The sequence below is a fragment of the Paenibacillus sp. GQ49 genome (assembly GCF_059759055.1).
In genome coordinates this window covers 92431-118915 of sequence record NZ_JCAXEL010000012.1, presented here as the reverse complement: position 1 = coordinate 118915, position 26485 = coordinate 92431, and the positions used below count along the sequence as shown (strand labels likewise).

Genomic DNA, 26485 nt, shown 5'->3' with positions numbered 1-26485 from the left:
AGAGAGGCGAAACTCTGGTTAAGGAGTGTCTCCAATATGATTTGGAAGGAAGGAAACAGGTTATGACGACACATGAATTATCGCCATTGGTTGCTGCGCTCAACATGCAGCCTCACGTTGAAGGCGGTTGGTATAAGGAAGAATGGAAGGCGTCTTATCAGATTCCACAGTCCGTTCTGCCGGATACATACTCCGGCCCACGATTCTCGGCAAGTTCCACGTATTTCCTGCTGCATGCACATGAAATTTCCGAGTGGCATACGGTTCTGTCCGATGAACTTTGGCTGTGGCACAGCGGCAGTCCGGTTGAACTGAAGCTGGGCGGCAACGGGGAGAACCCGGAGAACGAGGAAGTTCTTGTTCTGGGGATGGATATTGCTGCGGGGCAATCACCACAGGTGCTCGTTCCTGCCGGCGTATGGCAGACAGCGCGCCCGCTGGGCGATGAGCCTGTACTGGTAACTTGCGTAGTAGCGCCAGGTTTCCACTTTGATGATTTCAAGCTGGTATCCAAAGGCGAATAGGTTTTAATATGTGAAAATCCCGATCCGAGATGCTCAGTGCATCCGAATCGGGATTTTTTTGGATCGAGCGTATTAAATATGCTAAGGTCTGTACCCAGTTCAGGGATAGATCGTTCCCTTTTGAATAAGCATCACTTTTGGCAATAACTGATCACTTGGGATTATCGTTACTCATCCAGCTGTCCACATAAAACTCCTCATGATAATCCGGTTGCTGAGCGAGTTCTTTGAGCTTCTGTTCAGCTTCTTCAGCGGTAAGATATTCTCCAATAACTGCTGTAAACTCACCAGTGGGCGTTTTGAGGAAAGAGATGTCCTCATCTGGATAGGATTCTTTAATTATACCCATCGATTCTCCAAAAGGCATTGATTCTGTGCGGAGAGAGTATACCTTCCGAGGTGTGACCGGTTTGCCGTCGGAAGTCAGTTTCACTTCCAGGTATCCAGGGTTCTTGAATTCCGTTACGGCATACTGTACCCCTTCTTTTAAAACAACTACGAATCCGACGGAAGAGTCGTCTAAAATCATGGATGCATAAACATCTTTCACTAAAGGCTGGGTCATGAAGTCGGCTTTGACTTTCTCTATATCCATGTAACGTGCACCGCTAAAAGTGAAGAGGATACGATTCGGTGCTTCTTTGTGTACCACATTATAATGGGGTGCATCATTAGTCTGAGCTTGCTCGTCGGTGCTAAAATTGATTTTAAGCGTATTTTCGGTTGCTTCCGATCCCACAGTTACTCCATCGGTAATCTTGCCGCCATCGCCAAATTGCAACACCTGAACAATAGATCCGACCACAGGTATTTTGGACATGGCGTTTGCTACGGAAGGGATGTTCACCACGAAGAGAAAAGCAGCACATGCCGCTATGACTGAGGCATAACGAATCATTCGAGATGAACTCTTGCGAGCAGCGGCTCTTTTCTGTGCATGATGAATAACGTCATTAAGTTGAGCAGGGATTTCAATATTTTCGTAACGATCTTTTCCTGTCATACGTTCTCAACCTCTCCTTCAATCAAATAAATTTTTAATTTTTTGATAATACGATAGAATTTGGACTTAACTGTATTTTCCGGTATGGAGAGCACTTCAGCCATCTCTCGAAAAGGCAGATTCACAAAGAATTTTAATATAATATAGGCTCTTTCCTCGGGGATAAGCCGGTCCAGTGCATCATATAGATCCATTTTTTCTTCCAGCGACGCCCCTCGCTCTGGAGCCACAAACTCCTGCACATGATCCTCCATATAGGTCACTCGCTGGTTACGTCGAATATGATCTATCGCTGTGTTAATCACAATTCGTGACATCCAGGAATCAAAATACGTCATGGACTCCATCTTTCCATAAGCGATGTACCCTTTATAGACCGCTTCGGATACGATATCCAGCGCTTCTTGTTCATTTTTAACATAGCAGTATGCCAGTCGATATAATTTATTTTGAATCTCTGTTATTTTTTCGCTGAACTGTTCTTCTTTTGTCTTTCTATGGTTCAGTCTAATCACTCCTGATCCCCCCTGATCAACCTAAATATTCAAGTCACCACTCGTTCCAGGCCTGGATTTTATATAAGTGCTTGAGTTCGTTTGACACTCGTTAGACTGATGAGGAGACAAAATAGTTCTAACGGTCAAGAAAACTTTTTTCTTTCGGGCCTGAATAGGATAATGAGCCTCGCCTCCATTCTTAACAACGAATAGTTTGCCTATAACATCACATACCAAAACACCCGCTCTTCTAAGATCGAAGGCGGGTGTAATCGAATTCATCTGCTTATATTAGAAGTTAAAGTTGTCTGGATCAGAACCAAAGCGTTTATTCTCGTTCAGGCCGTTAATCTGCTCTATTTCTTCCGAAGTTAACTCAAAATCGTAGAGGTCGGCGTTCGCGCGAATACGCTCAGGGGTGACAGATTTCGGTATGGTCACGATGCCGTTCTGCAGATCCCAGCGCAGAATCACTTGTGCGGGGGACTTGCTGTATTTGGCTGCGATGTCCTTCAGCAACGGATGATCCATCAGATGACCTTGCCCGAGCGGAGACCAGGCTTCGATCTGAATCTGATGTTTGTTGCAGTACTCACGAAGCTCTGACTGAATCAATAGTGGGTGAAGCTCTACCTGGTTAACTGCCGGTTTGATCGTGGCATCAATCATCAAGTCTTCCAGATGGTGAATCTGGAAGTTGCTCACACCGATCGCCCGGATGCGTCCTTCTTTATGGAGTTTCTCCAGCGCTCGCCATGTATCTTTGTACTTGCCCTTAACCGGCCAGTGGATGAGATAGAGATCCAGGTACTCCAGTTCAAGTCGTTCCATGCTGGCTTCAAAGGCAGCTAGCGTGGATTCATATCCCTGATCGCTATTCCATACTTTCGTGGTAATGAACAGATCCTCACGAGCTACTCCAGATTCACGAATACCCTGAGCGACACCTGTTTCATTGTTATACGCTTTGGCTGTGTCGATGCTGCGATAACCAGCTTGAATGGCTGTTTTGACAGCATGAACGACTTCGTCTCCGTCTTTAACTTTGAATACCCCAAAACCCAGCCATGGCATTTTGACTCCGTTATAGAGCGTGGTTGTGTCCTGCACGTGTTTCATGGTCCGAAATTCCTCCTCTTATTGATTCATTGTTCCACTATGTAATTACCCTGCTGTTCAGCAGCCAATCGATATCGAAGGGCCGTCTTGAATGATTATACTAAACTCTTCCTTGTATTGGAAAAGGGAGTGATCCATTTTACGAAGTAAACGCAGCTATTATCCTTTTTCTTCAACCAGAGGTTTGGTTTTGACGCTTGTGGGTGATAAGATGAAGTATACGAAATATGGAAGTCAACACTTTGCTATGGAGAATTTACATAAGAAACGAAGAAGTGCGGAATCGGGTACAGACCGGGCCGTACGATTAACGATAAAGGAGCAAGAATACAATGGCTAAACCTAAACAAACCAAAAAAGCAGCTGCCTGGTCTCTCGTAGTGATGGGAGCAGGATTTGCTGCATCCTTGCCGTTCCAGGGCGCTCCTGTGGGCAAGTTGCTGGTAGGATCATTTGAAGCGGGACTTGTGGGTGGACTTGCGGACTGGTTCGCCGTTACCGCATTATTCCGTCACCCGCTCGGCATTCCCATTCCACACACGGCATTGCTGCCGAAAAATCGCGATAAAATGACGGAAGGTCTGGTCTCGGCAGTAGAGAATAACTTGCTCAACAAAGACAGCATTACCGAGAAAATTGCAGATTTCAAAGCAGCAGAGACGGTGCTCGATACGTTGACCCGTGAGCTTCACAGTGACGGGATCAAGATCATGATTGATACGCTCTGCAAGCGAATTCTGGCGGGTCTGCCGTTAGAGCAGATTGCTCCGCTCGTGGCACGTGAGATCAAGTCACAAGCGGGCGCCTTTGATCTGGGTCCGATTCTGGAACGGGCTGCCGACCAGATGACAGAGCGGGGTTACGACGCCAAAGCGCTGGACTACGGATTGAAGCAAGCCGAGGAGTGGCTGGTTAAACCCGAGACGATCATGTTTTTGGGTGAAAGCGGCATGAAAGCCATCAGCGGCATTCAGATGAACGGATTGATGCAGTTTGCGATGAATGCGTTCCTGGGTTATATGAACGAGGAGCGTCTAGGTGGTATTTTACAAGGATATCTCTTCGATCGGGTAGAGGATATGAAACGTGAAGGCAGCGCTCTAAGGTACAAGGTGCTTGATATGGTACGTACCCAGACGGTGCGTTTGGCAATGAGCGAGGCTATGCAAGATGGAATCAACAATTGGAAGAACAATATGCTGGAGGGCTGGAACGCAGAGGAAACGGTGCTGAACAAACTCAGCGAACTGAGAGACAAGGCGCTCGCCGCGATGGAAGATGGACAGTATGTAGATACGTATGCACTGCCTGCCATTGAGCGGGTATTGGGTGATCTGCGGGCAGATGACGAGTTGATGACAGGCATGAATGCCAAGATCGTAAATGGCGTCACAACACTGCTGGAGAAAAATCATTCCAAAATCGGTAAACTGGTACGCGAAAATGTGGACAAAATGGACAATGCCACTTTGGTTTCGATGATTGAAGATAAGGTTGGACAGGATCTGCAATGGATTCGGATCAACGGAGCCGTTACCGGATTTGTTATCGGGATTGCGCTGACTGCGCTGCAGATGGCATTGGCATAAAAGTAATGTATGTAAAAGGGGGCCGCTCTTTCGAAGAGCAGGCTCTTTTTGTCGTGGATGGGAAAATTATCATGTACTTGATGCAAGAATTAGGAAAGTGGGTAATGTACACCAAACTGTCCTATATGAATCATATAGGAAGAAAGTTACATGAAAACGATCCTGTTAGCCGATATGGCTCATGTTGATTTTGTACTATGATGCAGGTAACAGATGAATAGGGTGTAATTCACATATAGTGAATGCCTCGATTCTACCATGAGGGGGGATCCGTATTAAACGTGCAGGATGGTTGAAGGGTTTATTCACACTAATGATGGTGTTTACTATATTTTTGGGAGGTTGTCAGAACATGAACGCAAGTGAGAAGGAAGCTCTATACCAAGAAGCTGAAGCAACCGTAATTCAGCACTTCAAGCAGAAGTTTGAACTGGATGTTGTAATTACAAGCAAAGAGTTGTTGCCGGAAATGGCAGTGTCCCAGATTGGGCTGAAAGGGCATGTGAAAGATCATGAAGATCAGAGCTTTGGCATTTCGTACGACTACAAAAAGAAGGTAACCAAGAACCTGGTCATTAGCCCTGAGATTGAGGAAGCGATGATGGCCAAGGGACATAATCCATACGACAAATAAAGGGAGGTGTAGTTATTGAGTAACGGGTCCAATATTGATGATGAAACGTATAAAACGATGTCTGATCTAGCCTACCAGGATCAAAAGGCTGGAGACAAATTAACGGAACTTCCTGGATGGGAGGTCCTTGAGGGGACGGAAAGTAATAAATTTTCCGGTTTTGATGCCGTCACATTTTATAATCCCGAGACCAAGGAAGCTGTCATTGCTTATCGCGGTACAGAAGGAAGTGCATCCTTGGATCGCTCTGTACCTGACTTTGTCATGGATGGTCGCATTGGGGGCGGAGAATTGATTCGTAAGGGCCAGCAGGAGGCCGGGAATTTTGTCAATAATCTTACGCCGGATTGGCTCGACAAAGGGGTCGAAGGTGTCAAGGACTTCACAGGTATATCCAAAGTGGAGGATTGGGCTGGTGACAGGGTAAGAGACGTGGAGAACTGGACGGGTGATCGCGTAAAAGATATCGAAAAAACCGTTTCCCCTACAGGCTGGGCCAATCAGATGTATCAATCCGAAGACTACGCAAATCACATGCAGAACAAGCATAAGGATCTGAATTTCTCGATGACCGGACATTCCTTGGGCGGGGGAAATGCACAATATGCTTCTGCTTATACAGGAATTCCAGCCGTGACGTTTAGTGCACCATCTGTAATGGGTAATCTGACGCCAGAAATGCGGCGCCGGGCTGAATCGGGTGCATTTGACGGGCAGGTTGTGAACTATGCCAATCCCAGTGATCTGGTAGCCAGCGGAACGCTGGGAGGATATGACCGGCATGTGGGATCCACCTATTACATCAACTCCGATTATGACTCGGCGAATGACGGCGTGAGTATTATCGATAAAGCCAAGAACTCATTTGGCGGGGAGAACTATCACAGTCTGGATCAATATGATTTCAAAAATGGTTACATATCCAATGACCTGTACGATCCGATTACTGGAGAGAGAATCCGCTATTCACCACGCCTTATGGATCACATGGGACCGTTCAGCAAGAACTTAGGTCCGTTACGTTCCATGTCTGGCGGCGGTGGAGGTATGGCTTCGGCTGCTGCGGCTTCAGGTCTGATTCAGGTAACGCCGGAAGAACTGAAAAGTGTCGCTTCACGGTGGAAGCAAAATGCACAACAATGCAATGCCGAGCTAAATCAGGTACGAAGCCGCATGGCTCAATACCTGCATACAAGCCGCAGTCGCAGGCTGGAGCCGATTGTCACCCAACTGGACGCGTCGATTCAAGAACTTAGCACATGGCATATGAAACATACCAGCCAGTTCCTGAACTTTATTGATGAGAAAGCAGATGCCTTCCGGCAGGCTGACGAGAGTCCGGTTCATTTTAATTAGGAACCAGGTTGGTTAATATCGATATCACGTACATGGGGGAGGGGAACGCAAGTGGGTGGACAATTGCTGGTGGAATTGAATGATCTTCGAATTGCGGAAAAAGAACTGACACAGCTGCTTGCCCGTCTGCAAGCCGATGAACAGGAAGCGAGGGCGTTATACAGTCGCCTGAACGATTGGAAGGGGCAGTCTGCTGACCATACAAGGCAGCAGATTGAAGAGTTTTTTGCGGGCCTGTCCAGACGTATTCAATCCATTGAACAGCAGAAGAAAAGCTTGCTGCAATACATTGAGATCATGATCCAGACGGATCAGGAACGCTAAAGAGTGGTAAGGCTGATGCCATATTGCGGATGGCAATCAGCGTGGATAAGAGTGTGACCGTGGAGCGGCATGATCAGTTCTAAACCACGGATTGTAAAGAACATGGGTAGCCAATCAAGATGATGATAGCTAAAAAGCCTATAGCACATCGGGTTTGAACCCGTATGCCATAGGCTTTTTGTTATCTGAATTTTTCTCAGGGTTTCGTAAAACTGTAAGTTAGTTCTTAACGTTTTTTGCGACGTGTAGCCAACGCAATCCCCAAGAAGGACAGGATCAGGGCCAGAATGGATACGATCAATGTTGCTTGTTGAAGTTTCAGTGTACCCGGGTCTGAATCCGTGTTGTTTGGTTCACCTGTAACGGTGTCATTGAGTGCATCGCCCAGCGTGGTATCATCGTTTGCTTTGCTATCGTCGGTAGCTGCATTATCCCCAGTTGCGCCTTCTGTACCTGCGCTATCATGTCCATCGTTGGCATGACCTCCACCTGCCGCAGCATTACCAGCAGCAGCCGGATCTTCGCTGATCGTTGTGATACTGTGCGGGTTAGCGTCACTTGGTTGGCCTGTCCATTCTACGATGCTGCCATCACTGTAATATTGGAACGCATCCCAAGCTACTTCAGCTTCCGCCTTAGGGTTCTGTGCAACGAAGTTGAACTGCTGGAATTGTCCTGCCAGAATGCCTTCGTTATCGCCGTCAATTTCCCACGTAATCGATGTTACTTCATTGGAATCGTTTTTCTCTGTAGTGATTTTCCAGCCTGCCAGTGGTTGATATTGCTTGAATGCAACACCTTCCGGAACTTTCATGGTGATTTTGGTTGTAGGCAGTTCTTTCTCGGATGGAATCTTAATCGTGTACGTCTGCCATGCGCTTGTCTGTGCAACGGATGGGCTAACGGTAACATGAGCGCTCGCGAATCCGGCGAATAACATGAATGCTGCGGTACCTGTTGCGATAGTGGATGTTAGTTTGGAGATCCATGATGTTTTCTTCAAAATAAATAACCCCTCTCAGTTCTTATCATATATGATTCGGCCCATTTTCTTAAATGAGTGTCTACGTTCTGCAAAGGCCGTTCGGTTACGAATTGTTCTTACGATCACCGTTATTCCCAGAATTTATTGATCCAACTATATAAATTGAACTAAAGATGGTTTACACATACACTCCGATGACAGAATAACCTTCCAATCGCTGTTATCCCCAGATTTTTTGATTCTCTTTTCTCAAAGGGGAAAATCTGGTGATAAAGGCGAACGCTTAGCTTTTTCAGGTTTTTTCTGCCCTCTCCGTTTCAGTGTAAATAATAGTTCAATTTAAATAGTAATAAGTTGAAATCCGGGAATAAAGGCGAGTGCTTCGCTTCTCCAGAAACAATTTCGTTCCCTTCACTACATTTGCAGTGTGTAGAAACACAATTTTAGATGGGGTCACTTTTCAATACAAACGTTGTGTAACTATGGCTTGGCGGTGTCGATCTCAAATTCGGCATCCAGTGCATCCAACATTTTGGTCAGGAGATGTACCTTGATATTCCAACGTCCAGGCATGGAGATGTAATCTTCAGCCTTGTACACACCAGTGTCATTTTTTGGAATGGTAATCTCATAGATCCCCATATCCATGTCCAGATGTGTGAGTGACAGGGTGATCTGTTCCAGATCGTTTACGATGCTACCGTCTGCACGTTTGACATCGACTTCAAACTGATTCTCTCCTGTTACATTAGGACTCACCTGAAGTGTGATCGCCGAGCCATCTTCTGTAGTCTTTGTCTCCTGATACGGTCCGACCGCAGCGGGTTGTCCCGGAGACAGATGTGTCAGCACGGCAGCAAGAGCGAGAATGACAGCACCGGTGGCAAGCTCGGCTTTCAGGCTGCCCGATAATCTGCTCCCCGTTGCTGCTCTTGCTAATCTGGCATGACGCCATGCAAAGAGAACCATCACAATCAGCAGGACGATCTTGCCAATCAGGACAAGGCCATAGGCTGTAGTGAACAAGGAAGTCAGCACAGGTGCTGGTAGAATAATCAGACTGCTGTATATTCCTGTAGCAACCAGAGCGGCTACGGCGCCAATCCCCCAGGCGGTAAACCTGCGAATAGCAACCCAGTAGACCTCTCCTCGCACCTTCGATGGCAGCTTTTCCGCCAGTGGAGGCAAACATATCGCCATGGCGGTTAGTGCGCCAATCCAGAAAGCGGCACCGATCAGATGTATGAAATCCATGGCAATCGCCAGCGCCCGTTGATCTGCCGCAGCCGGATGTCCCGTCATGGCATGAGTGAATAGCCATCCAAGCACGAGCACAAGTGAGCCATAGGAAGAAAAGATGCGAGCACGGATGGATCGATCGCGATCATATCCGGAGAGAATCGTGACGGCCAGCAGCATTACAATGAGTATCTGTAACATCCAGATCTGACCAAAGGATGTCAGCTTGAGCGCACTTCCGATCAGTGCCCAGCTTAGTTCGTTCAGAGCCACACCAGATTCATATAACGTATTCAGTGGCAGGCTGACCAGAGCGGCAAAGGAAGCAGCAGCATAACTGATCCATAACAATCTGTAGCTGCCCGGAACGTCCATAGGTTCTCTTGTCATGGATGTCGGTGCGATTCGTAGCAGCAAGAATGCAAGTGTCCCCAGAATGACAGACAGCCCGAGATACTGAATCCAGTCTGTCAGGGATACAATCCATTTCAGCGGCCCACCTGTTGAACCGGAACCGGATGTAAGATCACTCAGTCCGGCAGGAGAACCGGATGGTTCACCGATATGGAAAACATACGCCCCTTGAATTGGGTGTCCATCGGCAGATACAGCTTTCCAGTTAACGGCATAAGTCCCGTTCCCGAGTCCAGCTTGCAGGCCAGTCTCCAGAATATGAGGGCGATCCACATCAATCTTTACATTTCCATCGTCTGCCTGATTGCCGTCAGGTCCTGTAATTTTGATATCATAAAAGGCTGTCTGCAAGGATTCGTTGAACTCCAGCGTCAGCCGTTCCGGAGCAGCTACGAGGATCTCATTTTCTCCTGGCGAAGCCTTAACAATATAAGCATGGGCAGATGCCCACTGTGGCATAACAAGGCAGCACACGAGCAACAGGCAGGTGACCAATGCCCAGTGCCGTTTGCCCCACTTCAGGGTAAAGCGTGTAAAAATCAAAAAATCATCACCCTCAGGTTATAGATTTGTAGTCATTCATGGTCCTCTAAACACAATCTAACCCATTATAACTTTGTCCAAAATGACTGCGTATGACTACATTGGGCTATAAAAAAACGATTTGGTCTACATAAATGTGACAAAAGCATGAATGTGTATGTTGCAGAACAACATCTCGTCTCATGTTACAAATCTCATATAGGTATGTGATGCGTTTGTGCTACCATTCACATATCACTACGAAGCTGCGCTATTTGCGAAGTTTACGTCCTGCAAGCCCACTCTCTAGAGCATAGCGGGTGAGTTGTACCCGGTTTTCAAGCTGGAGCTTCTGCAAAATGTTTTTGAGATGATTCTTCACCGTCTGGTCTGAAATACCGAGTTGATCGGCAATCTCCCGATTGGTATATCCCGCGGATACCCATTGCAGGATCTCAAGTTCCCGCGCCGTTAGCGGGTTATCTTGCACATCTTCACTGCGTGGAGCGGGAAACTCCTGCAAAATCCGGTAGGCCAGTTCCTTACTGAGCGGTGCATCGTCACTGACGATGGCGCGCAGGTATTCAAGCCAGGTGGAAGGCGTTAGATTTTTGAGCAAATAACCTTGAGCGCCTTGTTTCAATGCTTCGAACAGAAAGGTCACATCATCCGATACCGTGACCATAACAACAATAACATAAGGGAATCGCAGCTTGATCTGACGGGTGGCTTCCAGCCCATCCATGCCCGGCATCTGCACGTCCATCAGGATCAGGTCGGGCATCCATTGTCCGGTGAGCTCCAGCGCTTCCTGTCCATTCGAAGCTGTACCAATCACTTCAAACAGGCTGTCCTCGGATAAAATGCTACAGATCGCTTCACGCGCATGCGCATGATCATCAACAACCAATACACGTACATGTTCCATATTAAGCATGCTCCTTCCCTATCGTCATTCGTGTATGCCCCGGTCTTGAATCGAGGGTAAAAGACCAACCCATCTCGGCAGCACGCTCCTTCGTAATTCGCAGTCCGTACCGATCCTTCAGATGAAGAGGATCTCCACTTAGTCCATTCCCATTATCCTGAATATAAATGAACCAGGCAATTGGGTTACCTTCCGCGTGAACCTGAACGCGGGTAGCCTGCGCATGTTTGCGTACATTCAGTAAACCCTCGCGGATACAGGCGAGCATTTCCACTTGCTCCTTGGCAGAGAACGTTACACCACTGAGTTCCCAATGAATCTGTGCACCAGGTACGGTTTCCTTGACGAGAACTTCGACCTGCGCATGCAGTGAAATAATTTCTGATGTTAGCGTAGAGGAGGGAACAAAACGCAACTGGGCAATAGCTTGCCTTACATATGTATTGACTTCATGCACGGTTTTTTGGATCTCTTGGATCTCATGCTCATGTCCGCTCCCTGCCAGACTACGGCCTGCTTTATCGGTCTTCACTGACAGCAGGAAAAGAGACTGAGATATGCCGTCGTGAAGTTCCCGTGCTAATTGGTCACGAGCTTCCAGAGCTGCTTTCGCTGCACGTTCCTGCTCCAGAGCAGCCCTGGCACCTTCGAGCATGTGGAACAATCGGCTGAGCAGTGTCACGCTGACGAGGTAAACGATGACAGGTGTTAACCAGTTTCCAGCGTCCATCGAAAGGTATGGCATCAGAAACTGATGGCGAATATATTCCCAGATGCCAACCGTGAAAGTGGGGATCAGCAGAATCATCCATTTAATTTGTTTATAGGACATGAATGCAGAACTCCTTTGATCTAGGATTAGCTTAATGAGGTACTTTATTTATACAGGGATGGGACCATTATAACGCAAGCTTGTCCAAGACCCTAGTCTGTGTCTTTGGAGAAAGCTGGGGAGGATCTGGGAGTATTTAAAAGGATATCTAAGAATGACAAGGGGTGAAATGTTGTCACGCTAGGTGAGGGTTGGTGTGACCAGCTGAGGAAGGCTGAGTCCGTTTTCCCTATCGGAGAAGGTCCTCTATACTTATATAGAACGTGAATTCATTACAAAACATGTTAAGGAGTGAAGCAACAACATGAGTCAAGAAGTATTGGAACGTCGCAGTGAATTGCTCAAAAAGAACATTCACCAGATGCTTGTTCAAGACAATCAGCACGGTATCAGTCGCCAAGACAACATGTTTTTGCAGCAGATGATTAAAGAGCTGCATCAGACCTCACATGAACTGAATACCAAATCTTAATGTAGAATCTGCACGAGAATGAAGTTGTCTGGTGTACGATTCATTCCATGAAAATGAAAATGGCGCTATCTCCGATCAGACCGGGGATAGCGCTTTGACTTGTTTAGAGCTTATAGAAGAAGCTCTTTTTATTTTACTGCAACTGTTGCTGAGCGGTTCTTTTCTCAATATATTGAATGAACAACTCGGCAAGCTCCGGATCGAACTGTGAACCCGAACATGAGCGTAGCTCCCGAATCGCTTCTTCCACGTTCTTGGTTTCCTGATACGGCCGCTCTGTCGTCATGGCATCAAAGGAGTCAATCACGGTCAGCATCCGGCAGAGCCGGGGAATCTCGTTACCCTTCAGGCCGTAAGGATAGCCTTTGCCATCATAGCGCTCGTGGTGAAGTTCAATATACGGAATCAGATCCGCGAAGCGATCGTTTGTGATCACCATTTTTTTGCCCCAGGTGACATGTCCTTTGATCGTTTCCCATTCTTCTGCGGTGAGCTTGTCCTTTTTGTTCAGAATGGACCAAGGAATCTCCAGTTTGCCGATGTCATGAATCAGTGCTCCCAGCACGAAACGACGCTTTTCCGCATTGTCCAGTGCAAGCAATTCACTGATATCCAGTGCATATTTGTAGACCCGTTTGGAATGTTTAAACGTATCCATATCTTTGTATCTGAACAGATTGAGCTGCTGCTCGATGTCACGAACGTCCTGTACAAGATCAATCTCGTGTTCCATGCCATCATTGCTGCCGTGGCGGTGCACGTTATTCTTGCCCTGTTTCTTCGCATAATACAGTGCTTTATCCGCCTGATCCACGAGCTGGGATTTGTTATACATATCCACCTGATAGGGCGCGACGCCAGCAGAGAAGGAGAGACAACCGTGTGGAAACACTTCAACGCCTTCAAACGGCGTGTCGTTCAGTTGTTTACGCAGCTTGTTCATGAACCTGTAGGATTCGTCCAGTTCCATTCCTGGCATGAGCAAAGTAAACTCTTCCCCTCCATAACGAAAGGCGGTAACAGGTGTGCCTTCCGTCTTGCGCATCAGAAAATCCCCCAGCAGGGCCAGCAGACTGTCACCTTGAAGGTGGCCAAACCGATCGTTATACTTTTTGAAATCATCGATATCAATAAGTCCCAGACAGAGCGGGGTTCCCTGCGTTCGAGCGGTAGTCAGTTCATTTTCCAACATACTCTCAAAATAACTATGGTTGAACAGACCCGTACGTTGATCCGTGTTGGCCTTTTCCTCAATCGTCTGATACATCACGAACAACTGCCTGAATGCGTGGGACAGAAGAATGCTGAGACTCAGATACAACAACAGACCGAGTACGCCATTGTGTACAACCAGAATCGTCAGGACAAGCGCCAGAATCAGCGTACATAAATAAACCAGCAGGGATTCGGTAACGAATGCCCGCTTCATCTGCTGTAATGCATCCTTTGTTGAGAAATGAAAGAATAAGCCAAGTGTGATCGTGTTGATGATGAAGTAGGCTGCGAGCGCTGCAAAGTAAGGAATCAGGTTATAGCCGTCCAGAGTCCCCGATTGCCCGCCAGTCCACTCAAACACGGCAGCTGCTCCAGTAATCATGAGACTGTAGATGCTGAAATTGACAATGTGTTTCCACCAGGTGAGCTTGCGCTCTTTGATTAACAGGATGATGGAGACAGGAAGCAGTACAGATAAACTGAAAGCTCCGCCAAACATGAATATACAGGCAAGGTATACCGATGAATCCATGGATTGCTGATTGCCTTTGGGTGGAATCTGGAACGTGAAATAATCCAGAATTAACGCCGCACCCAGCATGGTGTAGACCATAACCCAATCTGCCGTGGTTAGATGAAGATAAGACCACTTGTTCATGTACAGAAAAACACCGATCCCGGTAAAACTAAGCAAAATAACATACAGACTGCTTCGATCAGCCTTATGGATAAGGTTACGAATAAAGTTCATAAAAAATCTCCTGCTTGAGTTTAGTCTACTCTTGATGTGTATATAAATTGAACTGATAGGTATTAACACTTACACTTCGATGACAGAACAACCTTCCGATCGCTGTTATCCCCAGATTTTTTGATTTCTTTTCCAAAAGGGAAAATCCCGGGATAGCATATGCTTCCGATGTAGCTTTCTTTCAGAAAGCTTTTAGGCGAACGCTCCGCTTCTTCAGGTTATTTCTGTCCTCTCCGTTTTCGTGTAAATGTTCAGTTCAATATATAATTGGTGTTCTTGTATAGGGGTATACTATATAGATGTATAACATAACAAGTTGCCTGGCAAAAATCCAGAAAGAAAAAACAGGCCGCTGGGAGCCTGTTTGTCTTGTTTGGCGGTATGGATACTAGCCGCCCAGCTTGTATCCCGAAGTTAACGCTACAACGACAGAAGCCACGATGATTGCGTTGATGACAATGCGGGAATATTTCACACCTTCAAATTTTTTCATGGAGAAGACCTCCCTTCCTTGGAGTCTACCTGTTTTCTTCAAGCCTGATGAATTTTAGCAGGTTGCACAGCCTTTTTGTCCCGATTCACCATCATGTATTGGATAAAAAGGAATATGCCAACGTTCATGACCACATCACCGATACTGATCACCTGAGTCCGTGGATAAGGGCTGGAGAGTGGGATGATATCACCGAGAAAAGGCAGATTTGTAGATGCATCCATCATAAAATGCTTCGATACGGCGCCGCCTTCCCTGAGCATGTCTACATAATAGGGACCCAGTACAGCGGAGGCTTCCACAGAAACAGGCATGCGCCCACCATTTACAGCCATAACGGCAAAATTGAGAAATACCCCAATCCAGATGAGCATGAAACCGGTATGGTGTCTGTTGAGCCACAGGAAAGCGAGCCCTGTAATGTAGACAGCAGCAAAGAGGTATCCATTAATGGATGCCACCCATTCGAATCGTTCCTGGAGATAGAAAATAAAGAACTGGATTAGTAACAATACAGGGAAAATCCAGCCGCTTCGCAGCTTGAGTGCTGCAAACTGGTTGAGCCCATGCCGCAACCCGCCCCGAAAAAATCCAACGATCAAGCCTAGTAGAATACCGTCATATACCATGGAGTAACTCCTGTTCGTGCGGAGATATGCAATATGATTGCGTGTTTGTGTACATAAAAGGATTCGACCTTATATTGGTAATTCCTGCATGAGAAAAATGATTTTGTAGAAGAAATTTGCAAAATGCTGAACAAAAAACCGCCTTTACGAATCTAGGGGTCGAAACCCCTGTAAAATTCGGTAAAGGACGGCTGCTTATGGTGCCAAAATACGAGCTTTAATTCGGTTGGAGACGGCATTTATTTTATTCAGATCCACCGTTCAGATAGTTGAAGAAAGGCTGATCCACCCAGAAGTCATACGTCGTAATGTCCGCATCAGGTGCCAGCTTCAGGAAACCTTCCCGAATGGCTTTGGCATTCTCTTTCAGAGAGAAGGACTGAGCATAGTAATTGCCAAGCGCGATCTTATTATTGGAAATGACAGGGTAGTTTGCCAATGCAGTTGGTGAATAATACAGCGGTTGCCACCAGGAACTGAGAATCAGTGGAGATGTACTGTCACTGTTCTTCTTGGCGTATTTCAGCACAATGTCGTTGAAGCGGACTTTGTCTGCCACATTGTTGAACTCGAACTGAATATCATATTCCTTCGCAGAGGCAATATAGTTACCGTTCTCGATGTGTGTCACTTTATAATCAGGTGTTTCCTTCGGCTCGCCCCATTCCTTCAAATATATGAAGGCAGATGTCTTCGGCTGGAATTGCACATCAGCATCAATACCTTCGCTACGCAACAAACCAACCAACTGTACAGCATGTTGAATATTATCGTGGCCGTAGGTAAGTGTCAGTTCATCGATAAAGTTGGAATCAAAGCGGCTATCCTTCAGATTATAACCTGTTACGAGATCATCTCGCAGCGCCTGATCCACAATCTTTCTCAGCTCAGGTGACTCGATCAGATCGGCTGTGCGATATGCAGCATACAGTTTGGAATAGATGTCCGCATCGCCGGAACGCCCAATCTCATGTTTGTATTTCCCTTGACTGACCAGTACGCGTCCAAGCAAAGTATTAGCGAAATCTTTACTTGCTACGCCACCTTTAAGGAGAGCGGGGTATAGGCTTTCGGGAATCAGGCCTGTATCAATAGCCGCAGCCAGTTCCTGTGCGGCTTGTCCCTGAACACGGTTCGGGCTAATGCCAACTTTGGCAAGCGCTTGGGCTGTTTTCTCTGCAGGATATGTATAAGCCAGTTCCTTGAATCCGGCTGCTTTCACCGCGATGAAGACCGCTGCATAAGTGCTCAGATGATCCTTGGCACGTACTTCTGTACCGGAAAGAACCCCATTATTGTATAAGGATACGGCAGCATCATATGAAGAATCACCAGAAGACAGATCGGTAAAGACTGGAGCTTTGGCTTCACTGTCCCTTGCTTGAGTTGCTTCCGTGATGGCTGCGATGGCTTGAATGAAATCACCTTTGGTAATCTGTTGCGGCAATTGAATGTTGTATTTCGCTTGCAAGAATTGAGCAAAATCCGCTGCGCTCTCCGTATAGGCAACTGGCGCCTGAGCCACCGGTCCTTTGACACTTTGTGAGGTTGCGGGTTTAGCCGGAGTTGCAGATGCTGCAGAAGCGGAAGCGGGCAAGCTAAGGCTGCCGAGTGTTACCGGAGCGGCGAGTAGGGCCGCCAACGTGATCTGGGTGATTTTTTTCAAATGAATAGCCTCCTTAAAATGGGTTGGAAAATAATTAGCTTTGGGTTATAATTCTGACAATTCCTATCAGAATAGAATAATTGGATTGACTTTAGCACGGAGACGCGCTGGATGTCAACGAAAAAAAGCTTGATACAGAACGGTTTCCAATGCTTGGTAGAAAGCGAATTGTCAATTATATTCTATTTGAGTGTATACGCTCAAAGATTTATTGACAAGGATCGACAGTATCCGCTAGGATAAGAAAAAAGAATGTTGAAAAGGGGTATTTTCAAAATGAAAAGAGGTTTATCGTTCGTCTTATCGATCATCATGTTGGCTATTTTGTTGGCAGCTTGTGGGAATTCGGCTTCCAAAGACGAACAATCCGCCCAAGGCAGTGATTCGGAGAAATCTCTTCGGATGGCCCTTGTACTTCCCGAAAAAATAGGGGTTAACCCTTTCTTTGTACAGATGGATGAAGGTTTCAAAAAAGCAGGCGAAGAATTCAAAGTAGACACCAAGACGATTGAATCGACAGATCCGGCAGCATTTGAACAAAATCTGCGTGCTGCGGTTGCCGAGAATTATGATCTGATTATTACAGCCACTTTCCAGGCAGAAGATGCATTGAAGAAAGTCGCTGCAGAAAATCCGGACAAGTCCTTTGCAATTGTAGATACAACAGTGGATCTGCCTAACGTACGTAGCGTTGGTTTCCGTGAATATGAAGGGGCGTATCTGCTTGGTGCAGCTGCTGGATTGTCCACCAAAACAGATAAAGTCGGCATGATCGCAGCAATGGATGTACCATTGATCAAGAAATATACGGAAGGTTTCAAAGCTGGATTGGAATCCGTGAATCCAGACGCAGAATTCCTCGTGAACTATGTAGGTGGATTTAATGACCCGGCCAAAGCAAAAGAATTGGCACTTGTACAATTCGGCAAAGGCGCTGACTTTATCGCTGGCGCATCCGCTGTAGGTGACCTTGGTGTGTTCGAAGCAGCAAAAGAAAAAGGCTTCTATACTTCAGGTCAGGATACGGACCGTACCGTTGAAGACCCGGAACATATCGTATTGTCTCAATTGAAATCAACCGATACGGTTGCTTATGAGACCGTGAAAGATTTTGTAGAAGGCAACTTCAAAGCAGGTGCAGTGAACTACGGTTTGAAAGAAGACGGTGTGGGCCTGACTTACGTTACACGTGATAGCGAATCTCCGCTGAATGCTTTTGTTGGACAAGAAGTGATCGACAAGGTTAAAGCAATCAAAGATGATATCGTATCCGGAAAAATTGTAGTCAAAGATCCATTGCAACAATAATTTTAATTGTTCTTTTCAATGAATGAGTAATGGAAATGATCAGCCGGCTGCCCGATCAGGCAGCCGGTTTTGCTGCTATTAAATGACCGAGACCGAGGGGAGCGAACGCAAGATATGCTGTTGGAGATGGAGCACATTACAAAGAAATACGGCGGCTTCACCGCTAACCGTGACATCCGTTTTAATTTGCGTGAGGGAGAGATTCATGCCCTTGTAGGTGAGAACGGGGCCGGTAAAACAACCTTGATGCGTATGTTGTATGGTATGGAACAGCCTACGTCGGGCACAATCAAAGTCCGTGGACGTGAGGTGAGCTTTGCCACGCCGTCTCAGGCGATGGCAAGTGGCATCGGCATGGTGCATCAGCATTTCATGCTGTTCCCTTCCTTTACGGTGGCGGAGAACATCGTGATCGGACGTGAACCGGCTAAGGCAGGCGCATTTGACCGCAAAAAAGCAGCGGCTCAGGTAAATGAGCTGGGCAGACAATATGGCATGCCGGTTGACCCGTGGAAAAAAGTATCCGAGTGCCCGCTTGGCATGCAGCAGCGTGTTGAAATTCTCAAGGTGCTGCATCAGGGCGCAGACATCATTATATTGGATGAACCTTCGGCGGTACTGACACCGCTTGAAGTGAAGGAACTGCTGGCGAATATGAAATCTCTCGCCAAGCTGGGCAAAACCTTTGTACTGATCACGCACAAGCTGCAAGAAGTCATGGATGTAGCAGACCGGATCACGGTGCTTCGGGATGGTCAGGTGACAGGTACGTTGGAAGCGAAGGATACACATGTGGAGGAATTGTCCCGTCTGATGGTTGGTCGTGAACTTGTGCGTATGGACAAGCAGCCATCGGTTCCAGCCGAAGCCGTGCTTCAAGTGGAAGGGGTTAATCTGTCCGGAGCGAAGGATCGTTCGGCGCTCAAGGAGATCCATATGGAGGTTCGAAAAGGTGAGGTCGTTGGTATAGCGGGTATCTCGGGTAACGGCCAGTCGGAACTGATTCAGGTCATTGCCGGACTACGTAAGGCGGATAGTGGTCGCGTTGTGCTCTCCGGGCAGGATACAACCAACTGGCCTGTACGGCGAATAAGGGAGCATGGACTTGCTCATATTCCGGAAGATCGCTACATGTGGGGAGCGGCCAAGGATGCGAGCGTTCGCGAGAACGGGCTAATGGGACACCATCATCGCTTACAGTCACGCGGCATTATCAAAGCCAAAGCAGCAAGAACGATGGTAGAGAGCTGGATCAAACAGTTCAGTATCAAGACAGGTTCTGCGGAAACCAAGGCACAGTTCCTGTCCGGAGGAAACTTGCAGAAGCTGATTGCTGCCCGTGAATTTGCACAGGATACACCGTTTCTAATTGCAGCCGAACCAACACGTGGTGTGGATATCGGTGCTATGGAGACGATTCATGCCGAATTGCTGCGCAAACGCAGTGAGGGCGCTGGCATTCTGCTCATTTCATCGGAGTTGTCGGAGATTTTGCAATTATCTGATCGCATTATTGTCATGTATGAAGGCGAAATTGCCGGAGAACTGAGAGCAGAAGAAGCGACTGAGGAACAGATCAGCTTGTTAATGGCAGGAGGGAAAGAGCGGATATGAATCGGGTAAAAGAAACACTTCGCGGACTCGTACAGCCGCTGCTTGCCGTATTCATCGGTCTGATTGCAGGGGCTGTAGCGATTCTGATCGTTGGCGGTAATGTGGTAGATACGTATGCGGAGATGTGGAAAGGAGCCTTCGGCAACTTCTACTTCTTCACCAATACGTTGGCTCGTTCCACACCAATCATCTTGGCGGGGCTTGGCGTAGCATTGGCATTCCGTGCCGGATTTTTCAATATGGGGGCCGAAGGCCAGATGATTCTTGGCGGGCTCAGTGCCGCGCTCACGGCGCTCTATCTGCCAGGGCCAGGCTGGTTCGTGTGTATTGCTGCGATTGTGGCTGGTATTGTTGCCGGAGGAATCTGGTCCCTGTTTGCAGGTTGGCTGGATGCTCGGTTTGGCATGAATCTGTTGATTACAACCTTACTACTTAACTATATTGCCATTTATTTTGGTGGATACATGGTCTCCTATCCATTTAAGGACCGCACAGGATCTGCAGCAATGGCTCAGACACCCATGATTGACCAGAGTATCTGGTTGCCGAAGTTGTTCCAGGGCATGGGGCTGCATGCCGGCTTCATCATTGCCATTGTAGCGGCTATTCTGATCTACTGGTTCACACATAAAACGGTGACTGGTTACGAGATCCGCATGCTCGGCAGCAACCCGTCCTTTGCAACCTACGGTGGTGTTCGTCGTATTCGCATGATGATGCTGTCCATGGTCATTAGTGGTGGACTTGCTGGACTCGCGGGTGCAGGGGAAGTGCTCGGTACACAGTACCGTTTCCTTGATGGCTCATTGTCATCGGCAAGTTACGCATGGAGCGGCATTATGGCAACGCTGCTTGCCCGCTCGCATCCACTCGGTACAGCTGTGGCAGCTATTTTGCTGGCTGCGTTACAGACAGGTGCCATGGGGATGGAACGGAACACGGATGTGCCGTTGGAAGTTGGCAGTGTCATCCAGGCTGTATTGACGTTATTTGTATCAGCTCAGATCGGTTATTCATTCCTGAAGCGGAGAAAGGAGAAAAAGTCCAATGCAACAACTGTTTGATGCAGCCATGTTTGGCTCAACCTTGCGGATTATGACTCCAATCCTGCTTGCAGCGCTCGGTGGGGCTTTATGTTCTCGTGTCGGTCTGTTCAACGTCGGTCTTGAAGGACTGGTTCTGATCGGTGCGTTCTCTGCGATTGTCGGCAATTATCTGTTTGGCAATGTGCTGTTGGCTGTACTCTTTTCCATTATTATTGTGATGTTATTCTCGGCGCTCTTTGCCTTTATAAGCATTAATCTGAAGGCCAACGCCATCGTGGTCGGGATCTCGCTCAACTTCCTGGCTGCGGGGGTGACGACATTTGCACTGCGTGCGATTTTTGATGTAAAAGGTGCATACTATGACAAAGACATGGTGGGACTTCCCAAGTGGGATATTCCGCTGATTAAGGACATTCCGTGGGTCGGCGATGTAATATCGGGACATAGTCCTCTGGTTTACCTCGGCATTTTGCTCGTGATTGCATTGCAATTTTATCTATTCAAAAGTGTATCCGGCTTCCGTCTGCGCTCTGTCGGTGAGAACCCGATTGCAGCACAGAGCATCGGGATCAAGGTGCGTGGCATCCAGTACGGTGCCGTTCTGATGTGCGGTGTGTTATGTGCTCTGGCTGGCGCACAGTTGTCGCTTGGTCAGGTAACGATGTTTACCGAAGGCATGACTGCTGGTCGTGGCTTTATCGCGCTGGTAGCAACGATGCTGGGGCAAGCGAATCCGCTTGGCGTTATGGGCTCCAGTGTGCTGTTTGGCTTCATGGAAGCATTGAGTATTCGTCTGCAAGGATTCTCCCTGCCAACCCATTTCACGTTGATGCTGCCGTATATTGTAACGCTGGTTGCGATGTTCTTTTTCAAAGACCGTACCTATGCACAGGATGCACTGAAAGCGGGCGGAAGCTCGCGTTAATTCTGAATGTCTATGTTAGAGGCAGAAGAAGAAGAAGGAGGAAACTCACTTGCATAACAAGGCTGAACGTTTGAAAAAAGGTAAAACTCCGGCACCCAAAACAGGTAACGATCATGGAGATCGTCTGCCGCCAGGGCAGATGCTGACGGAGAAATTCCCGATTCTGCATGAAGGGGAAGTGCCGGAATATGACCTGTCCACCTGGGACTTGAAGGTATTCGGCGAAGTGGAAGAGGAGAAGGTGTTCTCTCTAGCTGAGTTACAGGCGATGCCACAGGTGAATACGGTGAGTGATATCCACTGTGTTACACGCTGGTCGAAATTCGATACGCCGTGGGAAGGTATACGCTTTTCCGATTTTGTGAAACTTCTGGGGGTTAAGCCAGAGGCAAAATACGTCATGATCCATGCAGATCATGATTATGAAACAAATGTACCGCTCGAAGAATTGATGCATGATGATGTATTACTTGCATTCAAATATAACGGTGAGCCACTAACGCCCAAGCATGGTTTTCCATTGCGTATGGTTGTGCCACAACTCTACTTCTGGAAGAGTGCGAAGTGGATACGTGGGCTGGAGTTTATAACAGAAGACCGGAACGGCTTCTGGGAAGTGAATGGTTTCCACCATTTTGCCGATCCGTTCAAGGAACAACGCTTCTCGGGTGAAGATCTGCCGATTCCGGAAGACGAGTGGACGAAGAAGGAGTTTGATTGATATGTTGATGCCTATTTTGCAGATTCATTCGGAAGACATGCCGGCATATGCCATCGTCTGTGGTGATCCGGCACGTGCGGAGAAGATTTCCCGTAAACTGGAGCAGGCGAGAGAACTGGCGTTCAGTCGGGAGTATCGTACATTTGTTGGATTGTATGAAGGGGTACAGATCGCTGTGGTCAGTCATGGTGTAGGTTCGCCTGGAGCAGCTGTGTGTTTCGAGGAATTGATTCGGGCGGGTGTAACAACTCTGATTCGTGTAGGTACAGCGGGATCGTATACAGCTGATTATCCGGCAGGCAGTGTGATTGTGAGTACAGCCGCTGTTCGTACGGACGGGTTGACTCGCCAACTGGTGCCGGATGGTTTCCCGGCGGTAGCGGACATTGGGGTGACACAAGCGTTGATCGAAGCTGCTCGTGAGCAAGAAAGCACGGACGTTGCAACATTTGCAGGCAAAGTGGGCGTTGGTATCACCGTAACGCTGGATGCGTTCTTTGCAGGCGTGGAAGAGATTCCACACCGCAAGTATAAGCAGGCTGGAGCACTTGCGGCTGAGATGGAAATTGCGGCACTCTACATCGTCAGCACCTTACGTGGCGCTCGCGCCGGAGCCATTGTCGCGATCGATGGATTCGCGGACAGTGACCTGGCAGCTGAGTATGATCCGCATACGGATGCGGTTGGACAAGCGGTGGAGCGTGAGATTAATGCAGCGCTACGCGCACTCGCCACGCTTGCTCGCCAGGATCACGCATAGGTTGGTTAAGGCAAGTATGCATTTTTGCTTAGTGTTACAAGCAAACCAGTAGATGATGTCCATTTGAGGTGGACAATATAAAAAGGGCGTCCCGTAAGGTCACGAATTTGACCCAGGGGGCGTCCTTTCCTGAGTTCTCCCTTTTTTCTTTGCTTCAGCAATCCCTTCAGCCTGCGCCTGTTTGATCCCTTTACGTTCTTCTTCAGCCAACCAGCTCAAGATCTGAAGAACCAGAACCATAATGAGCTGCCCGATCCCCTCCAACTCCTGGTACTTGCGCGTATCAAGAATTGGAATGTCGATCACCACAACATGGATTTTTGCATCGATTAACCATTGTCATTCTTTAGAATCTCCTGCTTGTTACAGCCAAACCTATTGATGGATTTTAGAAATAAGGTATCGCCTTCTCGAAACCTTTAAAGACTTTCAACACTCAATTTTTTTACCGACCGTAAAGGTATACATTCCGAAAAAGAATGGTGGAAAACGCCCCTTGGGAGTTCCCTCATTTGAAGATAAGCTCTTGCAAGAAGTGATCAGAATGATACTGAACAGTATTTATGATCCTGTGTTTTCAACAAAATCTCATGGTTTCAGAGAAAACAGAAGCTGCCATACTGCACTCAAACAAGTAAAGAACACGTTCACTGGGGTTAAATGGTTCGTTGAAGGAGACATAATGTGATTCTTCGACAACATTGACCATCATACGCTCATTAACTTACTTAAACGAAGAATTGATGATGAAGCGTTTATGAATCTGATCTGGAAGTTCCTTAGAGCAGGATTCGTTGAGAACTGGACATAATAACACATACAGTGGTACTCCACAGGGGGGAATTATCAGCCCTGTCCTATCAAATATTTATCTCAATGAACTTGATAACTTCGTTGCGAAGTTGAAAAATTCATTTGATAAGGGGAAAGCGCGGAAGAGGCTTAAAGAGTACCGTACAAGAGAGGCCAGACTCATAAGAGCCAAAGGAAGCTACCGAGCCAGATGGACCGAACTTAAACCAGTGGAAAAAGAAATGTGCAGGCAGCACATTAAAGAGCTTAAGAAAAAGGGTCAATTGCCGACTGTACCCCTTTCCAAGCTAATAATCGTTCATCGCTTACAATCTTCTTTGTTTCTTCCAGACGTGACCTCAACGATCCTTCGGCATCGGGAAGCAGTTGTTCCACGGTATCGCCTAGATCAGCAAGATAAGCAAGTGCCTGTTTTTCCTTATCCCTGGTTTCCCCCTCGAATTCAGGCATTTTGGGCAACTGCTTTAGCAGTTTGCTATTATGCTTTTTGACCGCTCGCTGTAAACGATTGGCGGCTGTTTCAGGACTTGAAGCGGTTTAGAGGCTTCATGTTTAGAATAGCTATGGGTTGCATCCACGAGGATAGCCGACGATTTCAGAAACCCTTTTTCTACGCATTGTTTAACGACCTCAGTCAGCAGATTTTCAACCTCACCGGCCCCAATTTTGTGAACACGAAAGATAGAAAGCAGCGAAGAGTGGGGTAAAGGATCTTCCGGGTGATGAATCCGAATGAGTAAATGATTTTGGGGAATGAAATGATATAGCTCGCTATGAAAGGAGAGCGTTTGTTGTTTGTTAAGTTACTTATCGACTTTTCATTTATTCTTGAATTTGTTCAAGAGCAATATAACCTCTTTTATGGCAGGCGTGCGAAAGATCGCGAGATGTTGTTTCGATTGATCTTCATTCAAAAGTTGTACAACCTCTCCGATGAGAGAGTCATTGAAGAAACCAAAGTTAATTTGGCGTACAAATGGTTCATTGGTCTGAGGTAAAAAAAGAGACTGATGATTCGCTCATCAGCCTCACTTACATATTCTGTAATCGTTTTTCAGTGGCCTCCCTGAAGGAGATGCTTTTTTTCTTGAGTAAAAACATTGTTAGGATTGCTACTAGGAATCATCGTCCTAAATTGAGGAAGTATAAATATATTACTCTCTTTTTTCAGCATCTAATCGCCGACGAAATACCAAAGCCGAGACAGCAAATATAATAAAAGATAATGTTGAAGCAGCAGTAACCATCTTCAACACATTTCCTATTGGGGGGTTAAACAACAGAGCAATTGAGATGATTAAAACGGCACCAGTTAAACCCATTCCCAAAATCGAGAACGCTAAAATTTTGTTCATCAAATCACCTCACAGGTAATTGAAACAAGCTACTGCCCCAGCGATAGCACCACCACCAAGAAGTGCATATGCACCAATACATGCAGCACATATCGGAGCAGTCACTGGTGTCGGTACTCCACACGAACCCCCACACGCGACCGCAATAATATAAGCCGCCGTACCACCAATTCCAAGTACTGCTCCAAGACAACCTGCCACTGCGCCTACACTATTTGGTTGCACTCCAGAGTTAACTGGCTCTTCTGCAAGCATTTCTTCATCTGTGATATAAGGTCTGTCAGTGTCCACGGATTTAACAACTGATCCATTCAAATACGTCTCAACTCGGAAGTTTCCTGCCTCATTCTTGGTCACCAGCATTTCATTTGTCTGCAATACGGTATTATCCTCATCGAAGAATACTGTTACGTTACTAGGAAGGCTGTAATCCCCATGCAAAGGAACTGTAACAACCGTAACTCCACCACCAACCGTGTACACACTCGATTTTTCCAAATCAAAAGCAGAGACAGGGGCGATATTCTCAATTTCACCTGCTTCTACTCCATGTAGCGTTGCATCGATCAATTCCTTGGCTTCATTACCTATAACTACAGCAAAATCTTGGCTGTTATCCGCTTGTGCTGTAACACTCAAATTTGGAGATAAACTTAAACAGAAAATAGACAAAATCATTAATACTGGCAAAAAGACCTTTTTCGCCTTTAACATAATAAAAAAACCTCCTATTTTTTAATATTTCGTCATA

The 26485-nt window shown here is 47.0% G+C and carries 26 protein-coding genes and 2 pseudogenes; 14 read left to right on the top strand and 14 right to left on the bottom strand.

Annotation, left to right across the window (positions count from 1 at the left end):
* The first annotated feature begins 62 nt into the window (after positions 1-62).
* Entirely contained in the window at positions 63-524 is a 462-nt protein-coding gene (locus tag AC6CIF_RS20325) for a cupin domain-containing protein (RefSeq protein ID WP_062837177.1), read from the top strand.
* A gap of 151 nt (positions 525-675) precedes the next feature.
* Here the strand turns inward: AC6CIF_RS20325 and AC6CIF_RS20320 are convergent, their stop codons facing one another.
* The 3 genes from AC6CIF_RS20320 to AC6CIF_RS20310 all read right to left on the bottom strand — a co-directional run bounded on the left by AC6CIF_RS20320 (position 676) and on the right by AC6CIF_RS20310 (position 3143).
* Positions 676-1527, bottom strand: a complete 852-nt coding sequence (locus AC6CIF_RS20320; RefSeq protein WP_498201328.1) for a hypothetical protein — start codon at positions 1525-1527, stop codon at positions 676-678.
* Positions 1524-2042, bottom strand: a complete 519-nt coding sequence (locus tag AC6CIF_RS20315) for a sigma-70 family RNA polymerase sigma factor (protein ID WP_498201327.1) — start codon at positions 2040-2042, stop codon at positions 1524-1526. The genes AC6CIF_RS20320 and AC6CIF_RS20315 overlap by 4 nt, the downstream gene beginning before the upstream one ends.
* Before the next feature lie 273 nt (positions 2043-2315).
* Positions 2316-3143, bottom strand: coding sequence for an aldo/keto reductase (locus tag AC6CIF_RS20310; RefSeq protein WP_221823867.1), 828 nt, complete (start codon positions 3141-3143; stop codon positions 2316-2318).
* A gap of 332 nt (positions 3144-3475) precedes the next feature.
* On the opposite strand from AC6CIF_RS20310, the gene AC6CIF_RS20305 reads away from it, so the two are divergent.
* The 4 genes from AC6CIF_RS20305 (at position 3476) to AC6CIF_RS20290 (ending at position 7046) form a co-directional block, all read left to right on the top strand.
* Entirely contained in the window at positions 3476-4732 is a 1257-nt protein-coding gene (locus AC6CIF_RS20305) for a DUF445 domain-containing protein (RefSeq protein ID WP_498201326.1), read from the top strand.
* A gap of 352 nt (positions 4733-5084) precedes the next feature.
* Complete coding sequence (locus AC6CIF_RS20300; protein WP_405131249.1) at positions 5085-5366, top strand: hypothetical protein; 282 nt, start codon at positions 5085-5087, stop codon at positions 5364-5366.
* A gap of 57 nt (positions 5367-5423) precedes the next feature.
* A complete protein-coding gene (locus AC6CIF_RS20295; protein WP_498201378.1) occupies positions 5424-6722 on the top strand; it encodes a Tle-like phospholipase domain-containing protein in 1299 nt (432 codons plus the stop codon).
* Positions 6723-6773: 51 nt separating this feature from the next.
* On the top strand, positions 6774-7046 hold the full coding sequence (locus tag AC6CIF_RS20290; RefSeq protein ID WP_017691024.1) for a hypothetical protein: 273 nt from the start codon (positions 6774-6776) through the stop codon (positions 7044-7046).
* A gap of 226 nt (positions 7047-7272) precedes the next feature.
* Here the strand turns inward: AC6CIF_RS20290 and AC6CIF_RS20285 are convergent, their stop codons facing one another.
* The 4 genes from AC6CIF_RS20285 to AC6CIF_RS20270 form a co-directional block, all read right to left on the bottom strand.
* The gene (locus tag AC6CIF_RS20285; RefSeq protein ID WP_076216489.1) at positions 7273-8049 is read right to left on the bottom strand and encodes a YcnI family copper-binding membrane protein; all 777 of its coding nucleotides are present in this window, start codon (positions 8047-8049) and stop codon (positions 7273-7275) included.
* A gap of 462 nt (positions 8050-8511) precedes the next feature.
* Positions 8512-10227 carry a copper resistance CopC/CopD family protein gene (locus AC6CIF_RS20280; RefSeq protein ID WP_498201325.1) on the bottom strand — a complete coding sequence of 572 codons (1716 nt, stop codon included), beginning with the start codon at positions 10225-10227 and terminating at the stop codon, positions 8512-8514.
* A gap of 250 nt (positions 10228-10477) precedes the next feature.
* The gene (locus AC6CIF_RS20275) at positions 10478-11134 is read right to left on the bottom strand and encodes a response regulator (protein WP_036616682.1); all 657 of its coding nucleotides are present in this window, start codon (positions 11132-11134) and stop codon (positions 10478-10480) included.
* A 1-nt stretch (position 11135) separates the two neighbouring features.
* Entirely contained in the window at positions 11136-11966 is an 831-nt protein-coding gene (locus AC6CIF_RS20270) for a sensor histidine kinase (protein ID WP_498201324.1), read from the bottom strand.
* A gap of 304 nt (positions 11967-12270) precedes the next feature.
* Between AC6CIF_RS20270 and AC6CIF_RS20265 the strand changes: the two genes are divergently transcribed.
* Positions 12271-12438 carry a hypothetical protein gene (locus tag AC6CIF_RS20265; protein WP_017691019.1) on the top strand — a complete coding sequence of 56 codons (168 nt, stop codon included), beginning with the start codon at positions 12271-12273 and terminating at the stop codon, positions 12436-12438.
* 133 nt (positions 12439-12571) lie between these two features.
* Here AC6CIF_RS20265 and AC6CIF_RS20260 read toward each other — a convergent pair whose 3' ends face one another.
* The 3 genes from AC6CIF_RS20260 to AC6CIF_RS20250 form a co-directional block, all read right to left on the bottom strand.
* A complete protein-coding gene (locus AC6CIF_RS20260) occupies positions 12572-14404 on the bottom strand; it encodes a bifunctional diguanylate cyclase/phosphohydrolase (RefSeq protein WP_498201323.1) in 1833 nt (610 codons plus the stop codon).
* A 531-nt stretch (positions 14405-14935) separates the two neighbouring features.
* Positions 14936-15526 (bottom strand): DUF5317 domain-containing protein, encoded by a 591-nt coding sequence (locus tag AC6CIF_RS20255; protein ID WP_498201322.1) that lies wholly within the window; start codon positions 15524-15526, stop codon positions 14936-14938.
* Between the two features lie 244 nt (positions 15527-15770).
* A complete protein-coding gene (locus AC6CIF_RS20250) occupies positions 15771-17192 on the bottom strand; it encodes a hypothetical protein (protein ID WP_498201321.1) in 1422 nt (473 codons plus the stop codon).
* 276 nt (positions 17193-17468) lie between these two features.
* Here AC6CIF_RS20250 and AC6CIF_RS20245 point away from each other — a divergent pair, with 276 nt between their 5' ends.
* From AC6CIF_RS20245 to AC6CIF_RS20220, 6 genes are all read left to right on the top strand, one after another.
* Positions 17469-18500, top strand: coding sequence for a BMP family lipoprotein (locus tag AC6CIF_RS20245; RefSeq protein WP_017691014.1), 1032 nt, complete (start codon positions 17469-17471; stop codon positions 18498-18500).
* A gap of 114 nt (positions 18501-18614) precedes the next feature.
* On the top strand, positions 18615-20114 hold the full coding sequence (locus AC6CIF_RS20240) for an ABC transporter ATP-binding protein (protein ID WP_091038131.1): 1500 nt from the start codon (positions 18615-18617) through the stop codon (positions 20112-20114).
* Positions 20111-21178, top strand: coding sequence for an ABC transporter permease (locus AC6CIF_RS20235; RefSeq protein WP_017691012.1), 1068 nt, complete (start codon positions 20111-20113; stop codon positions 21176-21178). Before AC6CIF_RS20240 ends, AC6CIF_RS20235 begins: the two co-directional genes overlap by 4 nt.
* Positions 21162-22085 carry an ABC transporter permease gene (locus AC6CIF_RS20230; RefSeq protein ID WP_498201320.1) on the top strand — a complete coding sequence of 308 codons (924 nt, stop codon included), beginning with the start codon at positions 21162-21164 and terminating at the stop codon, positions 22083-22085. Before AC6CIF_RS20235 ends, AC6CIF_RS20230 begins: the two co-directional genes overlap by 17 nt.
* A gap of 49 nt (positions 22086-22134) precedes the next feature.
* Complete coding sequence (locus AC6CIF_RS20225; RefSeq protein ID WP_498201319.1) at positions 22135-22806, top strand: sulfite oxidase-like oxidoreductase; 672 nt, start codon at positions 22135-22137, stop codon at positions 22804-22806.
* Between the two features lies 1 nt (position 22807).
* On the top strand, positions 22808-23566 hold the full coding sequence (locus tag AC6CIF_RS20220) for a nucleoside phosphorylase (protein ID WP_498201318.1): 759 nt from the start codon (positions 22808-22810) through the stop codon (positions 23564-23566).
* 99 nt (positions 23567-23665) lie between these two features.
* Here the strand turns inward: AC6CIF_RS20220 and AC6CIF_RS20215 are convergent, their stop codons facing one another.
* Positions 23666-23872 carry a recombinase family protein gene (locus AC6CIF_RS20215; protein WP_498201377.1) on the bottom strand — a complete coding sequence of 69 codons (207 nt, stop codon included), beginning with the start codon at positions 23870-23872 and terminating at the stop codon, positions 23666-23668.
* A gap of 151 nt (positions 23873-24023) precedes the next feature.
* On the opposite strand from AC6CIF_RS20215, the pseudogene AC6CIF_RS20210 reads away from it, so the two are divergent.
* Positions 24024-24502, top strand: a pseudogene (locus AC6CIF_RS20210) (reverse transcriptase/maturase family protein); the annotation flags it as partial.
* Between the two features lie 123 nt (positions 24503-24625).
* Here the strand turns inward: AC6CIF_RS20210 and AC6CIF_RS20205 are convergent.
* The gene (locus AC6CIF_RS20205) at positions 24626-24829 is read right to left on the bottom strand and encodes a hypothetical protein (protein ID WP_498201382.1); all 204 of its coding nucleotides are present in this window, start codon (positions 24827-24829) and stop codon (positions 24626-24628) included.
* 323 nt (positions 24830-25152) lie between these two features.
* Here AC6CIF_RS20205 and AC6CIF_RS20200 point away from each other — a divergent pair.
* A pseudogene (locus tag AC6CIF_RS20200) lies at positions 25153-25371 on the top strand (transposase); the annotation flags it as partial.
* Positions 25372-25533: 162 nt separating this feature from the next.
* Here AC6CIF_RS20200 and AC6CIF_RS20195 read toward each other — a convergent pair.
* A complete protein-coding gene (locus tag AC6CIF_RS20195) occupies positions 25534-25734 on the bottom strand; it encodes a hypothetical protein (protein ID WP_498201317.1) in 201 nt (66 codons plus the stop codon).
* 9 nt (positions 25735-25743) lie between these two features.
* Entirely contained in the window at positions 25744-26448 is a 705-nt protein-coding gene (locus AC6CIF_RS20190; protein WP_498201316.1) for a hypothetical protein, read from the bottom strand.
* Positions 26449-26485: the final 37 nt, after the last annotated feature.